This is a genomic window from Pseudomonas sp. BS3782 TE3695, from assembly GCF_050435305.1.
Lineage (GTDB): Bacteria > Pseudomonadota > Gammaproteobacteria > Pseudomonadales > Pseudomonadaceae > Aquipseudomonas.
Window position 1 is genome coordinate 5,301,698 of sequence record NZ_JBNDKB010000001.1, and the last position, 14,757, is coordinate 5,316,454.

The 14,757-nt window shown below is 59.9% G+C and carries 14 protein-coding genes; all 14 read right to left on the reverse strand.

The window, feature by feature from the left end; translation table 11 throughout:
- Positions 1-15: 15 nt before the first annotated feature.
- The 14 genes from ABH909_RS23890 to flhA all read right to left on the reverse strand — a co-directional run bounded on the left by ABH909_RS23890 (position 16) and on the right by flhA (position 14,458).
- Entirely contained in the window at positions 16-408 is a 393-nt protein-coding gene (locus ABH909_RS23890; protein ID WP_218394194.1) for a DUF2802 domain-containing protein, read from the reverse strand.
- Entirely contained in the window at positions 409-894 is a 486-nt protein-coding gene (locus ABH909_RS23895) for a chemotaxis protein CheW (protein ID WP_429437807.1), read from the reverse strand. It lies immediately after the preceding gene.
- 88 nt (positions 895-982) lie between these two features.
- Positions 983-1,858 carry a CheW domain-containing protein gene (locus ABH909_RS23900; protein WP_429437810.1) on the reverse strand — a complete coding sequence of 292 codons (876 nt, stop codon included), beginning with the start codon at positions 1,856-1,858 and terminating at the stop codon, positions 983-985.
- 117 nt (positions 1,859-1,975) lie between these two features.
- Positions 1,976-2,764 (reverse strand): ParA family protein, encoded by a 789-nt coding sequence (locus tag ABH909_RS23905; RefSeq protein WP_429437812.1) that lies wholly within the window; start codon positions 2,762-2,764, stop codon positions 1,976-1,978.
- 43 nt (positions 2,765-2,807) lie between these two features.
- Positions 2,808-3,701, reverse strand: coding sequence for a flagellar motor protein MotD (gene motD / locus ABH909_RS23910; protein WP_183680002.1), 894 nt, complete (start codon positions 3,699-3,701; stop codon positions 2,808-2,810).
- Positions 3,702-3,713: 12 nt separating this feature from the next.
- On the reverse strand, positions 3,714-4,454 hold the full coding sequence (locus ABH909_RS23915) for a flagellar motor protein (protein ID WP_008072647.1): 741 nt from the start codon (positions 4,452-4,454) through the stop codon (positions 3,714-3,716).
- Positions 4,454-5,584: a protein-glutamate methylesterase/protein-glutamine glutaminase gene (locus ABH909_RS23920; protein WP_429437815.1), complete on the reverse strand. Its 1,131-nt coding sequence runs from the start codon at positions 5,582-5,584 to the stop codon at positions 4,454-4,456. Before ABH909_RS23920 ends, ABH909_RS23915 begins: the two co-directional genes overlap by 1 nt.
- 49 nt (positions 5,585-5,633) lie before the next feature.
- Positions 5,634-7,874: a chemotaxis protein CheA gene (locus tag ABH909_RS23925; RefSeq protein ID WP_429437817.1), complete on the reverse strand. Its 2,241-nt coding sequence runs from the start codon at positions 7,872-7,874 to the stop codon at positions 5,634-5,636.
- A gap of 71 nt (positions 7,875-7,945) precedes the next feature.
- Positions 7,946-8,734, reverse strand: a complete 789-nt coding sequence (locus ABH909_RS23930) for a protein phosphatase CheZ (RefSeq protein WP_429437819.1) — start codon at positions 8,732-8,734, stop codon at positions 7,946-7,948.
- A gap of 30 nt (positions 8,735-8,764) precedes the next feature.
- Entirely contained in the window at positions 8,765-9,136 is a 372-nt protein-coding gene (locus ABH909_RS23935) for a chemotaxis response regulator CheY (RefSeq protein WP_008072643.1), read from the reverse strand.
- Positions 9,137-9,304: 168 nt separating this feature from the next.
- Positions 9,305-10,045 carry an RNA polymerase sigma factor FliA gene (fliA, locus tag ABH909_RS23940; RefSeq protein ID WP_007894214.1) on the reverse strand — a complete coding sequence of 247 codons (741 nt, stop codon included), beginning with the start codon at positions 10,043-10,045 and terminating at the stop codon, positions 9,305-9,307.
- The gene (fleN, locus tag ABH909_RS23945; protein WP_003222917.1) at positions 10,042-10,872 is read right to left on the reverse strand and encodes a flagellar synthesis regulator FleN; all 831 of its coding nucleotides are present in this window, start codon (positions 10,870-10,872) and stop codon (positions 10,042-10,044) included. The genes fliA and fleN overlap by 4 nt, the downstream gene beginning before the upstream one ends.
- A 116-nt stretch (positions 10,873-10,988) precedes the next feature.
- Complete coding sequence (gene flhF / locus ABH909_RS23950; RefSeq protein WP_429437822.1) at positions 10,989-12,317, reverse strand: flagellar biosynthesis protein FlhF; 1,329 nt, start codon at positions 12,315-12,317, stop codon at positions 10,989-10,991.
- An 11-nt stretch (positions 12,318-12,328) separates the two neighbouring features.
- Entirely contained in the window at positions 12,329-14,458 is a 2,130-nt protein-coding gene (gene flhA / locus ABH909_RS23955) for a flagellar biosynthesis protein FlhA (protein WP_429437824.1), read from the reverse strand.
- Between the last annotated feature and the right edge of the window lie 299 nt (positions 14,459-14,757).

A 14,757-nucleotide genomic window follows, 5' to 3' on the forward strand; every position in this document is an offset into this window, starting at 1 on the left:
GATCTTTTGATCTTCTCAGTTCTTGTGCAACTTACTCATCAACTCCGCCTCAGCCTGGGTCAACCCGCAGGACTGCGTCAGCTCACTGACGCTCGCGCCCATCCCCACCAAGCGTGCCGCCTGGGCGAATGAAAGACTCGACGGATCACGCTGCTCCAGCTGCGCCAGTTTGTCCGGCAACGGGCCGACGACGGCGCGCAGTTCGTGCAGGTCTTCACCCATGCGCACGTTGCCGTTCTGGTAGTCGTCGACGCGTTTGGCCAAATCCTTGATGCGCTGATCGCGCAGCGCATCGCCCTCGGCCTGTTGCGCGGCGATCTGTCGCTGAGCGCGGATGTATGCCAGGAACATCGCCAGCGTGCCTGCCCATAAAAGGAACAGGACAATGACAGCCACCTCAAGAATCAATCAGATATTCTCCAGTTCCGACCATTCTTCTTCGCTCATCATCTTGTCCAGCTCGACCAGGATCAGCAGTTCGTTGTTCTTGTTGCACACGCCTTGAATGAACTTGGCGGACTCTTCGTTACCGACGTTCGGCGCGGTCTCGATTTCCGACTGACGCAGGTAAACCACTTCCGCCACGCTGTCGACCATGATCCCGACCACTTGCTTGTCGGCTTCGATGATGACGATACGGGTGTTGTCGCTGATCTCGGCATTCATCAGACCGAAGCGCTGACGGGTGTCGATCACGGTGACCACGTTACCGCGCAGGTTGATGATGCCCAGCACGTAGCTCGGAGCACCCGGGACCGGGGCAATTTCGGTGTAGCGCAGGACTTCCTGAACGCGCATCACGTTGATGCCGTAGGTTTCGTTGTCCAGTTTGAAGGTTACCCATTGCAGGATCGGATCTTCAGAACCTTTTGCATTCGTCGCTTGACTACTCATACCCTGACCCCTCGAAAAACCGCTTCTGGCGGTGTGTGTTCTGTAGGCAGCATTCAACAATGCCGTCGCATACTTGTTATGTCGGCAGCTATGTCGGTTTGTGAAGTGGCTTGCTGCCGCTCATGTGCTTTGCCCCACCGCTGGCGATCAACTCGGCCAGGGCAGAAACGTCCAGCAGCGCACACATGTGCTCAATCACTGTGCCGGCGAGCCATGGCCGCTGACCTCGGTGACTTCTCCATTTGATTTCGTTCGGGTCCAGGCGCAATGAGCGGCTGACCTGATGCACCGCCAGCCCCCACTCGTAGCCCTGAACCGAAATAACGTATTGCAGGCCCTGGCGGAAATCATCGCGATAGCGGTCCGGCATGACCCAGCGCGCGGTGTCCAGCACTTTGAGGTTGCCGGCCTGGCTCGGCAGGATCCCGAGGAACCATTCCGGCTGACCGAACAACGGTGTCAGCTCGTGACCGGCCAAAGAATAAATCGAGCCCAGGCATACCAGTGGCACTGCCAGGGTCAATCCGGCGACGTCGAACAACAGGCACTCGAACGGCTCGGCAGCCCATGACGGACGACCGTCGGTTTCCACCGGTGGCGGCGTGTTGCCGGGTGGCAGATGAACTTCAACCAACGGCGGCACCAATGCTTGCAGCAGGGGTGCAATCGTCGACACGGGCGCCAGAATCGGTGCCGGCGCGTCGATCACGGCCACCGGTGCTTTCACCACTGGCGCAACGATGGGTGCAGCGGCCACGGCCGGTTTCTGCGCATCGCGGGCCTGCTCTTCAAGCACGGCAGCCTGGAACTCATCCAGCGCGGCTTCAACCTCGATAACCTCGACAACCTCGGGCAGCGCCTCGACTTCTGGCGACAACTCTTCGGTCGCGTCTTGCAGCAAGCTGTCCAGATAAGACTGGAGGGCCAGTTGCGGACGCGAGGTGATCTTCACCGGACGAGTCATGCGCCCACCATCGTAGGAGCTGCCGCAGGCTGCGATCGTTTGGCGGATTCGAAGATGTCACAAAGCGAGATCAAAAGATCGCAGCCTGCGGCAGCTCCTACAGGGATTGAGTTCATCTCAAGCCACCTGCGGGACAAGTTGTGCGGCCAACAGGTGCTTGAGCAGTGCGCGGTAAGCGAGAACGCCACGGCTCTTGCCGTCGAATTGCGAAGGCGTCAGCCCTGCCCGGCTCGCATCACGCAAGCGGGTGTCGATCGGGATGTAGCCTTGCCAGATTTCTTCCGGATATTTGTCGCGCAGCACGCGAAGGGTGCCGAGGGACGCCTGGGTGCGGCGGTCGAACAGGGTCGGCACGATGCTGAACGGCAGCGGCTGTTTGCGCGAGCGGTTGATCATCGCCAGGGTGTTGACCATGCGTTCCAGGCCTTTGACCGCCAAGTGTTCGGTCTGCACCGGAATCACCAACTGCTGGCTCGCCGCCAAGGCATTGACCATCAGCACACCGAGCAACGGCGGGCTGTCGATCACGGCGTAATCGAAGTCCTGCCACAACTGCGCCAGGCTCTTGGCGATCACCAGGCCCAAACCACTCTGGCCCGGCGACTGGCGCTCGAGGGTTGCCAGCGCGGTGCTCGATGGCAACAGGGAAATGCGTTCGTCACTGGTGGGCATCAGCAACTGACCGGGCAAGCCTTGCGGCACATTGCCCTTGTGCAGAAACAAGTCGTAGCTGCTGTGTTCCAGGCTGTCGGGGTCGTAACCGAAGTAGCTGGTCATGGAGCCGTGGGGGTCGAGATCGACCACAACCACGCGCTTGCCCGCCTCGGCCAGCAAACCGGCTAAAGCGATGGAGGAAGTGGTTTTACCGACACCACCCTTTTGATTGGCGACTGCCCAGACTCTCATTCGGATTGTTCCTCCCGGTCGAAAAGGTCGACCGAGAAATAGCTCAACGTATTAATGCGGGTGACGGAGAATTGACGGAGCTCTCTCGTCCCGGCGACTTGACCGCAGCTGGTGCAGTTTGTGTGCCAGCCCGCTTCAACGCGGCATCCGGTTGTGCATGAGCCGTTCCGGTACCCGTGAGGCTGCGGCGTACATCGAGATTTCGTGAAACCACCAACACCACCCGACGGTTGCGCGCCCGGCCTTCGGCGGTGGCGTTATTGGCCACCGGCTGGAACTCGCCATAACCCACCGACGCCAGACGACCGGGGTTCACACCCTGCATCGCCAGCATGCGCACGATGCTCGCCGAACGGGCCGAGGACAGCTCCCAGTTGGTCGGGTATTGCGCGGTGCGAATCGGCTGATCGTCGGTAAAGCCTTCGACGTGGATCGGATTGTCGAACGGCCGCAGGATCGCCGCGACCTTATCGATAATGTTGAAGGCGATGTCGCTGGGCATGGCATCGCCACTGCCGAACAACAAGCTGGAATTGAGCTCGATCTCGACCCACAACTCATTGCCGCGCACGGTCATCTGGTTGGAACTGATCAAGTCGCCGAACGCCGCGCTGATGTCATCGGCAATGCTTTTGAGCGGATCGTTGGCAGCCTGGGCGATGCCGGCGTCAATCTGTTCGCTGTCCTTGACCAGCGGCTTGGCCGGGGTCACGGTCTTCGGTCGCTCGTCACCAATCGGGATCGGCTTGAGGGCGCGATCAGAGTCGGTAAACACCCCGATCAACGCCTCGGAAATGACCTTGTACTTGCCTTCGTTGATCGAAGAAATCGAGTACATCACCACGAAGAAAGCGAACAGCAACGTAATGAAGTCGGCGTAGGAAACTAGCCAGCGTTCATGGTTTACGTGTTCTTCAGGTTGCCGACGACGAGCCATGAGGTTATTCCCTTAATCCATGAAGCCCTGAAGCTTCAACTCGATGGAGCGAGGGTTCTCACCTTCGGCGATCGACAGAATGCCTTCCAGCAACATCTCGCGATAACGCGACTGCCGCAACGCGATGGACTTGAGCTTGGCGGCAACCGGCAGCAATATCAGGTTGGCACTGGCCACGCCATAGATGGTGGCGACGAACGCGACGGCAATGCCGCTGCCCAGTTGCGACGGATCGGCCAGGTTGCCCATGACATGGATCAGGCCCATTACCGCACCGATGATGCCGATGGTCGGCGCGTAGCCGCCCATGCTTTCAAAGACTTTGGCGGCTTCGATGTCGCGGCTTTCCTGGGTGTAGAAATCCACTTCCAGAATGCTGCGAATCGCTTCCGGCTCGGCGCCGTCCACCAGCAGTTGCAGACCTTTGCGCGAGTAGCTGTCGGGTTCGGCATCGGCCACACCTTCCAGGCCGAGCAAACCTTCCTTGCGGGCGGTCAGGCTCCAGTTCACGACGCGATCGATGCCGCCAGCCAGGTCCACGCGCGGTGGAAACAGAATCCAGGCGAGAATCTGCATGGCGCGCTTGAAGGCGCTCATCGGCGATTGCAGCAGCGCTGCGCCAACGGTCCCACCGAGTACGATCAACGCTGCCGGGCCGTTGGCCAACGCGCCGAGGTGACCGCCTTCAAGGTAGTTGCCGCCAATGATGGCGACGAACGCCATGATAATCCCGATAAGGCTGAGTACATCCATCAGAGACACGCCTCGACCAGGTGACGGCCGATATCGTCCAGGCTGTACACCGCGTCCGCGAGCTCGGCTTTGACGATCGCCATGGGCATGCCGTAGATCACACAACTGGCTTCATCCTGAGCCCAGATCGCACTGCCGCCCTGCTTGAGCAGACGCGCGCCTTCGCGACCGTCGGCGCCCATACCGGTGAGTACCACCGCCAGAACTTTGTCGCCGTAGGATTTGGCCGCGGAACCGAAGGTGATGTCCACGCAAGGCTTGTAGTTCAGACGCTCGTCGCCCGGCAGGATTTTCACCGCGCCACGGCCGTCGATCATCATCTGCTTGCCACCCGGCGCCAGCAGCGCCAGGCCCGGACGCAGGATGTCGCCATCCTCGGCTTCCTTGACACTGATGCGGCACAGTTTGTCCAGACGCTCGGCGAAGGCCTTGGTGAAGGCTGCCGGCATGTGCTGGATCAACACGATCGGTGCCGGGAAGTTGCCCGGCAACTGTGTCAGCACCCGTTGCAAGGCAACCGGGCCACCGGTCGAAGTACCGATGGCGACCAGTTTGTAGGCTTTGCGTTTCGGCGCTGGCGACGCCGGCGTCGCTGCATGGCTGCGAGCCGGAATCGGTGCCGGAGCCGCACGCGCAGGCGCACTGCTGCTGTAGCTGCTGACGCTCGAAGGCGCAGGCGTCGGGGCTGGTGCGGCCACTGGAGCCGGGGCACTGTAGGCGCTGACACGACGGTTACTGCGCGAGATGCTGAGAATTTTCTCGCACAGCAGTTGCTTGACCTTCTCCGGGTTACGCGAGATGTCTTCGAAATTCTTCGGCAGGAAGTCCACCGCGCCAGCGTCCAGCGCATCGAGGGTGACCCGCGCGCCTTCGTGAGTCAGCGAGGAGAACATCAACACCGGGGTCGGGCAGCGCTGCATGATGTGCCGCACTGCCGTGATGCCATCCATCATCGGCATCTCGTAGTCCATGGTGATCACGTCTGGCTTGAGCGCCAGCGCCTGATCGATCGCCTCTTTGCCATTGGTCGCCGTACCGACGACCTGGATATTGGAATCCGCTGAAAGAATTTCCGAGACGCGGCGGCGGAAAAACCCCGAATCGTCCACCACCAGGACTTTGACTGCCATAAACACTCCGTTAGACGGGGCGAGGCTCAGTCGCCCCGCTCCCGCAGAATCAAATACGCCGTGCGGCGTAACGCTTGAGCATGCTCGGAACATCGAGAATCAGTGCAATGCGGCCGTCACCGGTGATGGTGGCGCCGGACATGCCCGGGGTTCCCTGGAGCATTTTGCCCAATGGCTTGATGACCACTTCTTCCTGGCCCACCAGTTGATCGACGACGAAGCCGATCCGCTGAGTGCCCACCGAAAGGATCACCACATGGCCTTCGCGCTGCTCTTCGTGAGCAGCGGAGCTGACCAGCCAGCGCTTGAGGTAGAACAGCGGCAGCGCCTTGTCCCGCACGATCACCACTTCCTGGCCGTCCACCACGTTGGTGCGCGACAGGTCGAGGTGGAAGATCTCGTTGACGTTCACCAGCGGGAACGCGAACGCCTGGTTGCCGAGCATGACCATCAGCGTCGGCATGATCGCCAGGGTCAACGGGACCTTGATGACGATCTTCGAGCCTTTGCCCTTGGTCGAGTAGATATTGATGGTGCCGTTGAGCTGGGCGATCTTGGTTTTCACCACGTCCATGCCCACGCCGCGCCCGGAGACGTCGGATATCTCGGTCTTGGTCGAGAAGCCCGGGGCGAAGATCAGGTTGAAGCAATCGGTCTCGCTGAGACGGTCCGCCGCATCCTTGTCCATCAGGCCTTTCTTCACGGCGATACCGCGCAGAACATCGGCGTCCATGCCTTTGCCATCATCGGAGATGGACAGCAGGATGTGGTCGCCTTCCTGTTCCGCGGACAGGATCACTTTGCCGCTGCGAGGCTTGCCCATCGCTTCGCGCTCAGCCGGCTCTTCAATACCGTGGTCGACCGAGTTGCGCACTAAGTGGACCAGCGGGTCGGCCAGGGCCTCGACGAGGTTCTTGTCGAGGTCGGTTTCTTCGCCGACCAGCTCTAGGTTGATCTCTTTCTTGAGCTGGCGAGCCAGGTCGCGAACCAGACGCGGGAAACGCCCGAAGACTTTCTTGATCGGCTGCATCCGGGTCTTCATGACCGCGGTTTGCAGGTCGGCCGTGACCACGTCGAGGTTCGACACGGCCTTGGACATGGCTTCGTCGCCGCTGTTGAGGCCCAGGCGGACCAGGCGGTTACGCACCAGTACCAACTCGCCGACCATGTTCATGATTTCGTCAAGACGCGCAGTATCGACCCGCACAGTGGTCTCGGCTTCGCTGGCCGGTTTTTCCGGTGGCGGTGCGGCCGGGGCACGAGCAGGTGCCGGTGCAGTAGCGGCGGCCGGTTTCGGCGCTTCGGCTTTTGGCTCGGGCGCTTTGGCCACAGGTTTCGCAACCGGTGCTGGCGCCTTGGCGACAGGAGCAGAAACCACTGCGCCAGTGCCAACCTCGGTGAACTTGCCTTTGCCATGCAATTCGTCGAGCAGCGATTCGAACTCGTGATCGGAGATCAGATCGTCGCCGGCCGCTTTAGCGGTTGGCGCAGCCGGGGCCGGAGCCGAAGCAATCGCCGACTCCAATGCATCGACCGCAAAGTTGCCTTTGCCGTGCAACTGGTCAAGCAGTGCTTCGAACTCGTCGTCGGTGATGTCGGAGCTGTCGCCTGCCGCTTTAGGGGCCGCCGGTGCGGCGGGCGCCGCGACCACTGCATCGGGGGCGAACTGGCCTTTGCCGTGCAATTGATCGAGCAACGACTCGAACTCGGCATCGGTGATTTCGTCGCTGGCCGAGGCATCGCTGGTCGGCACTGGCGCAGCCGCTGGAGCCTCGGCTTGAGCCTTGACGGCATTCAGCGAGTCCAGCAGTTGTTCGAATTCGTTATCCGTGATGTCGCCCGATTCTTCAGCGGCAGGTTCTTCCACCACCTCGGCGACCGGTGCCGACTCATCGGCGGTTTGCGGCTCGGCCAGACGGGCCAACGCTGCAAGCAATTCTGGAGTGGCAGCCGTGATCGGGCTGCGTTCGCGGACTTCGCTGAACATGCCGTTCACCGCGTCCAGTGCCTCGAGAACCACGTCCATCAGTTCCGAGTCGACGCGTCGTTCACCCTTGCGCAGGATGTCGAACACGTTCTCGGCGATGTGACAGCACTCCACCAGCTCGTTGAGCTGGAGGAAGCCGGCGCCCCCTTTTACAGTGTGAAAACCGCGAAAAATTGCATTGAGCAAATCCGCATCATCCGGTCGGCTTTCAAGCTCGACCAGCTGTTCGGACAGTTGCTCTAGAATCTCGCCGGCCTCAACCAGGAAATCCTGAAGGATCTCTTCATCGGCGCCGAAGCTCATTAAGGGGGGTGCTCCTAAAGGTCTAAAAACCTAAAAAACCTGAAACGCTAAAACTCTAAAATGCTAAAACTCTAGAATCCCAGGCTGGATAACAAATCGTCCACATCGTCCTGACCGGACACAACGTCTTCTCTTTTATCGGCATGAATCTGCGGACCTTCACCCTGAGAGAGATGTTTTTGCGGATCTTTTTCAGCCAGCATCGCTTCACGGTCATGTTCGATACCCGCAAAGCGGTCGACCTGACTGGCCATGAGCACGAGCTTGAGCAGGTTGCTTTCAACTTCGGTGACCAACTGGGTCACGCGCTTGATCACCTGACCGGTGAGGTCCTGGTAATCCTGGGCCAGCAGAATGTCGTTGAGGTTGCTCGATACGACGCGGTTGTCTTCACTGCTGCGGGTCAGGAAACCGTCGACCCGCCGGGCCAGCTCGCGGAACTCTTCGGCCCCGACTTCGCGACGCATGAACCGCCCCCAATCCGTGCTCAGCGCCTGAGCTTCGTCGCTCAGGCTGTTGATCAGCGGCGTGGCGTTTTCCACCAGGTCCATGGTGCGGTTGGCCGCGGCCTCGGTCAGCTTGACCACATAACCCAGGCGCTCGGTGGCATCCGTGATCTGAGACACTTCCTCGGCTTGCGGCATGTGCGGGTCAATCTGGAAATTGACGATCGCGCTATGCAGCTCGCGAGTGAGCTTGCCCACTTCCTGATACAGGCCGCGGTCACGGGTCTGGTTGAGCTCATGGATCAGTTGCACAGCGTCGCCGAACCTGCCTTTTTCAAGGCTCTCGACCAGTTCGACCGCGTGTTTTTTCAGGGTCGATTCAAAATCGCCCTGTGAAGATTCGTTATGCCCCATAGCTCCCCCGTGACGGACTGGCTTTGCACATCAACCGATGCGTTCGAAGATCTTTTCAATCTTGTCTTTCAACGCTTGAGCCGTGAATGGCTTGACCACATAGCCGTTCACGCCCGCCTGAGCGGCTTCGATGATTTGCTCGCGCTTGGCTTCGGCCGTGACCATCAACACCGGCAGGTGTTTGAGTTTTTCATCGGCACGCACGTGGCGCAGCAGATCGATACCGGTCATGCCGGGCATGTTCCAGTCCGTCACCAGAAAGTCGATGCTCCCGCTGTTGAGGACCGGAATCGCGGTAATACCGTCATCCGCCTCGACCGTGTTGGTGAACCCAAGGTCACGCAACAGGTTTTTTATGATCCGCCGCATCGTTGAGAAGTCATCAACGATGAGGATTTTCATATTCTTGTCCAATTCGACCTCCAAGCAGTCTTAAAACGCGCGCAGCACCTGAACGCGCCGTTCAATCAATTCGGCGTAACACTCAACAGTTGCATGGATTACAACGGGCCGTGGCCGATGCAGCAAAATGCCGTACCCACCTCGTTCGCAGTGTCCCCACACTGCCTGTCAGCGCGCTCGCCACTCCCCCAAACGCCCCCGCAAACGGGCCGCGCACTGGCTGTGTAACTGGCTGACCCGCGATTCGCTGACCCCCAGGACCTCACCGATTTCCTTGAGATTCAACTCTTCGTCGTAGTACAGCGCCAACACCAGTCGCTCACGCTCCGGCAAATTGGCAATCGCGTCCGCCAGCGCCGCCTGGAAGCGTTCATCTTCCAGATCGCGCGACGGCTCGAGATGAGCACTGGCGCCATCCTCGTGCAGCCCTTCGTGTTCGCCGTCCTGCAACAGATCGTCGAAACTGAATAACCGGCTACCGAGGGTGTCGTTCAAAATCCCGTAATAATCGTCGAGACTCAATTGGAGTTCGGCCGCAACTTCGTGATCTTTAGCGTCACGGCCGGTTTTAGCTTCAATCGAGCGAATTGCGTCGCTGACCATGCGGGTATTGCGGTGAACCGAACGTGGTGCCCAGTCCCCCTTGCGCACTTCATCGAGCATCGCGCCGCGGATTCGAATGCCCGCGTACGTCTCGAAGCTCGCGCCTTTGCTGGCGTCGTATTTGGTTGATACTTCAAGCAGGCCGATCATCCCGGCCTGGATCAGGTCTTCGACCTGGACACTGGCCGGCAGACGCGCCAGCAAGTGGTAGGCAATGCGTTTGACCAGTGGCGCGTAACGCTCGATCAGCTCGTACTGCGCGTCACGTGCCGACTTCTTGTAGAGGTTGTAGCCACTGGCTGTCATAGGACGGGTCCTGCGGTCTGTTGCACGAGGCGCTCGACGAAAAACTCCAGGTGCCCACGCGGGTTGGCCGGCAGTGGCCAGGTATCGACCTTTTGTGCAATGGCCTTGAACGCCAGGGCGCACTTGGAACGCGGGAAGGCTTCGTAGACAGCACGCTGCTTCTGCACGGCCTTGCGCACGCTTTCGTCGTAAGGCACGGCACCGACGTATTGCAAGGCGACGTCGAGGAAACGATCCGTGACCTTGGTCAACTTGGCGAACAGATTGCGCCCTTCCTGCGGGCTCTGCGCCATGTTGGCCAGGACGCGGAAGCGGTTCATGCCGTAGTCGCGATTCAACAATTTGATCAGCGCGTAGGCGTCGGTAATCGAGGTCGGTTCATCGCACACCACCAGCAGCACTTCCTGGGCTGCGCGAACGAAACTGACTACCGAGTCACCAATACCCGCAGCGGTGTCGATCACCAATACGTCGAGGTTGTCGCCAATGTCGCTGAAAGCCTGGATCAGGCCGGCATGCTGGGCCGGGCTCAAATGAACCATGCTCTGGGTGCCGGACGCCGCCGGGACGATGCGGATGCCGCCGGGCCCTTGCAACAGTACGTCGCGCAGCTCACAGCGGCCTTCGATCACGTCGGCCAAGGTGCGTTTGGGTGTCAGTCCCAGCAGGACGTCGACGTTCGCCAGTCCCAGATCGGCATCCAGCAGCATGACGCGCCGGCCGAGCTCAGCTAGAGCCAGGGACAAGTTCACTGACACGTTAGTCTTCCCGACGCCACCTTTGCCGCCGGTCACCGCGATCACCTGTACGGGATGCATGCTGCCCATGTTATTTCTTTACCTTGTCTTACTTAGACGGAGGCCACATTACTGGCTGCGCGTTCACCAACTGAACAATGCATGGCAGACCATCGATGTAGGTACAAAAACTGTTCATTAGTACCTCAGCCAACCTGCTTGGTCGGGCTGTGGTAAATATCAGCGAACATGTCAGCCATGGCTTCTTCGCTGGGTTCTTCCTGCATTTGCACGCTAACGGCGCGGCTGACCAACTGATGACGACGCGGCAGATGCAAATCATCCGGGATCCGCGGGCCATCGGTGAGGTAAGCCACCGGCAGTTCATGACTGATGGCCAGGCTCAACACCTCGCCCAAGCTTGCCGTTTCATCCAGTTTAGTCAGGATGCAGCCGGCAAGGCCGCAACGTTTGTAACTGTGATAAGCGGCGGTTAGAACCTGTTTCTGGCTGGTGGTTGCCAAGACCAGATAATTTTTTGATTTGATGCCCCGTCCAGCCAGGCTTTCGAGCTGCATGCGCAGTGCCGGGTCGCTGGCTTGCAGGCCGGCGGTATCGATCAGCACCACGCGTTTGCGCAGCAAAGGCTCCAGCGCCTGCACCAGCGATTGGCCCGGGTCGACGTGGGTGACCGACACGTTGAGGATGCGGCCCAGGGTCTTGAGCTGTTCCTGAGCGCCGATGCGATAGCTGTCCATGCTCACCAGCGCGATGTTTTGCGCGCCGTACTTGAGCACATAACGCGCTGCGAGCTTGGCCAGCGTGGTGGTCTTGCCCATGCCTGCCGGGCCAACCATCGCAATCACACCACCCTCTTCCAACGGCTCGACTTCCGGAGTGGCGATCATCCGCGCCAAGTGCGCGAGCAACATGCGCCAGGCCTGACGGGGTTCATCAATATCGGTAATCAGTGCCAGCAGATCGCGCGACAACGGCCCGGACAGACCGATGCGTTGCAGGCGACGCCAGAGGTTAGCCTGGGCCGGACGGCTGCCTTGCAGCTGATTCCAGGCCAGCGAGCCGAGTTGCACTTCCATCAATTCACGCAAGCTGTTGAGCTCGAAACGCATCGAATCGAAGGCTCGCGGGTCAACTGCGCCGGAGGCTGGCGCGGGGGCGGGTGCAGCACGACGAGGTTCAGCGTAAGTCGGTTCGATCAGCGGCTCGGCGGCGGTCAGCGGCAGGCCGGCGAACAATTGGCGATTGGTGCTGTTGTCGCTCTCGCCATCGCTACGCAGGCTCAGTTCGGCCTGGGCGGTCACGATCCGCGACTGGGTCTTGCGCAGCTCGTCCTCGAGTTCCATGTTCGGAACACGCGGGGCCAGCGCCGACAATTTGTAATCCAGCGCAGCCGTCAGCTCGACACCGCCGGCGATCCGGCGATTGCCAATGATGGCGGCATCAGCGCCCAGCTCATCACGAACCAGCTTCATGGCCTGACGCATATCGGCGGCGAAAAAACGCTTAACTTGCATAAACCACTACCTCAGCCGTTGGGCCCTACTGTCGCAACGATGGTCACTTGCTTGTTGTCAGGAATTTCCTGGTAAGCCAACACATGCAAACCCGGGACTGCCAGCCGACCGAATCGCGAGAGCATCGCGCGAACCGGACCGGCCACCAGCAGAATCACCGGCTGACCTTGCATCTCTTGACGCTGCGCCGCTTCGATCAATGAGCGTTGCAGCTTCTCTGCCATGCTTGGCTCCAGCAGAACGCCCTCTTCCGAGCCTTGTCCTGCCTTCTGAAGACTATTGAGCAATATTTGTTCCAACCTTGGCTCCAAGGTGATCACAGGCAGCTGCGACTCAGTGCCTACAATGCTTTGCACGATTGCACGGGATACGCCGACGCGCACCGCGGCCACCAAAGCGGCAGTATCTTGACTCTTGGCGGCGTTGTTCGCGATGGCTTCGGCGATGCTGCGAATGTCCCGTACCGGCACCTGTTCGGCCAGCAATGCTTGCAAGACCTTGAGCAGTTGCGACAGCGAAACCACCCCCGGCACCAGCTCTTCAGCCAGCTTCGGTGAGCTTTTGGCCAGCAATTGCATGAGTTGCTGGACTTCTTCGTGGCCAATCAGCTCGCTGGAGTGCTTGTATAGAATCTGGTTCAAATGGGTTGCCACTACCGTACTGGCATCGACCACGGTGTAACCGAGGGATTGCGCCTGGGCACGTTGGCTGATTTCGATCCAGACCGCCTCCAGACCAAAAGCCGGATCTTTGGCGGTAATGCCGTTGAGCGTGCCGTAGACCTGTCCCGGGTTGATCGCCAGTTCGCGGTCCGGGTAAATCTCGGCTTCGGCCAGGATCACCCCCATCAGGGTCAGGCGGTAGGCGCTTGGCGCCAGGTCGAGGTTGTCACGGATATGCACCGTCGGCATCAGGAAGCCCAGGTCCTGGGAGAGCTTTTTACGCACACCCTTGATCCGTGCCAGCAACTGACCACCCTGGTTGCGATCCACCAGTGGGATCAGGCGGTAGCCGACTTCCAGGCCAATCATGTCGATCGGGGTCACGTCATCCCAGCCAAGCTCCTTGGTTTCCTGGGCGCGGGATGGTGATGGCAGCAGTTCCTGCTGACGCTTGACCTCTTGCAGGGCCTGAACCTTGACCGTGTTCTGCTTCTTCCAGAACAGGTAAGCGCCGCCGGCCGCCAACGCGGCCATGCTGAGAAAGGAGAAGTGCGGCATGCCCGGCACCAGGCCCATCACCGCCATCAAACCTGCGGCCACTGCCAAGGCTTTCGGCGAGGCGAACATTTGACGATTGATCTGCTTGCCCATGTCTTCCGAGCCGGAAGCACGGGTCACCATGATCGCAGCGGCAGTCGACAACAGCAGTGATGGCAATTGCGCCACCAAACCGTCACCGATGGTCAACAAGGCATACACCCGACCGGCATCGCCAAAGGTCATGCCGTGCTGGAAGATACCGACCGCCATGCCGCCGATCAGGTTGATGAACAGAATCAGCAGGCCGGCGATGGCGTCGCCGCGCACGAACTTGCTGGCACCGTCCATCGAACCGTAGAACTCGGCTTCCTGAGCCACTTCCATCCGACGCAGTTTCGCCTGGTTCTGGTCGATCAGGCCGGCGTTCAAGTCGGCGTCGATGGCCATTTGTTTGCCGGGCATCGCATCAAGGGTAAAACGCGCGCTCACCTCGGAAATCCGTCCGGCGCCCTTGGTCACTACGACGAAGTTGATAATCATCAAAATCGCGAAGACCACGATACCAACCACGTAGTTACCGCCGATCACCACCTCACCGAAGGCCTGAATCACCTTACCGGCGGCGGCATGGCCATCCTGACCGTGGAGCATCACCACCCGCGTCGAGGCCACGTTCAACGCCAGTCGCAGCAACGTCGCCACCAGCAGAATGGTCGGGAACACCGCAAAATCCAGCGGTCGCAAGGCGTACACGCAGACCAGCAACACGACAATGGACAAGGCAATGTTGAAGGTGAAAAACACGTCCAACAGGAACGGCGGCACCGGCAACATCATCATGGCCAGCATGACCAGCAGCAACAGCGGCACGCCCAGATTGCCCCGACTGAGGTCGGCAACGTTTGTGCGGGCAGTGTTGATTAACTGAGAGCGATCCACCGGTATTCCCCGTTCCTTTAAAGCAAACTTTTGACGCCTGAAGCAGGCTCGGGGCGGCTATTGCAAGAAGCCTTCCAACTTTTGGCTGGAGGGGAATTGAGGGTATGGAGCAAGCGTGTGCAGTTTCAGGAAAAGGCTGAATTTCAAAACAACGGAGAACCCTGTGGGAGCGAGCTTGCTCGCGATGACGTCCGCACAACAAACATACTTGGTGGCTGACCCACTGCTATCGCGAGCAAGCTCGCTCCCACAGGGATTGCGGCGTTCCAGACTGCCCACCCGTTCCAAAGACTACCGAA

Bases quoted from the DNA above. Each gene is read 5' to 3' on its own strand.
- ABH909_RS23930 (WP_429437819.1), bottom strand. From the start codon at position 8,734: ATGGGGCATAACGAATCTTCACAGGGCGATTTTGAATCGACCCTGAAA.
- ABH909_RS23905 (WP_429437812.1), bottom strand. From the start codon at position 2,764: ATGAGAGTCTGGGCAGTCGCCAATCAAAAGGGTGGTGTCGGTAAAACC.
- ABH909_RS23900 (WP_429437810.1), bottom strand. From the start codon at position 1,858: ATGACTCGTCCGGTGAAGATCACCTCGCGTCCGCAACTGGCCCTCCAG.
- fliA (WP_007894214.1), bottom strand. From the start codon at position 10,045: ATGACAGCCAGTGGCTACAACCTCTACAAGAAGTCGGCACGTGACGCG.
- ABH909_RS23920 (WP_429437815.1), bottom strand. From the start codon at position 5,584: ATGGCAGTCAAAGTCCTGGTGGTGGACGATTCGGGGTTTTTCCGCCGC.
- ABH909_RS23935 (WP_008072643.1), bottom strand. From the start codon at position 9,136: ATGAAAATCCTCATCGTTGATGACTTCTCAACGATGCGGCGGATCATA.
- ABH909_RS23915 (WP_008072647.1), bottom strand. From the start codon at position 4,454: ATGGATGTACTCAGCCTTATCGGGATTATCATGGCGTTCGTCGCCATC.
- motD (WP_183680002.1), bottom strand. From the start codon at position 3,701: ATGGCTCGTCGTCGGCAACCTGAAGAACACGTAAACCATGAACGCTGG.
- fleN (WP_003222917.1), bottom strand. From the start codon at position 10,872: ATGGGCAGCATGCATCCCGTACAGGTGATCGCGGTGACCGGCGGCAAA.
- ABH909_RS23895 (WP_429437807.1), bottom strand. From the start codon at position 894: ATGAGTAGTCAAGCGACGAATGCAAAAGGTTCTGAAGATCCGATCCTG.
- flhF (WP_429437822.1), bottom strand. From the start codon at position 12,317: ATGCAAGTTAAGCGTTTTTTCGCCGCCGATATGCGTCAGGCCATGAAG.
- ABH909_RS23925 (WP_429437817.1), bottom strand. From the start codon at position 7,874: ATGAGCTTCGGCGCCGATGAAGAGATCCTTCAGGATTTCCTGGTTGAG.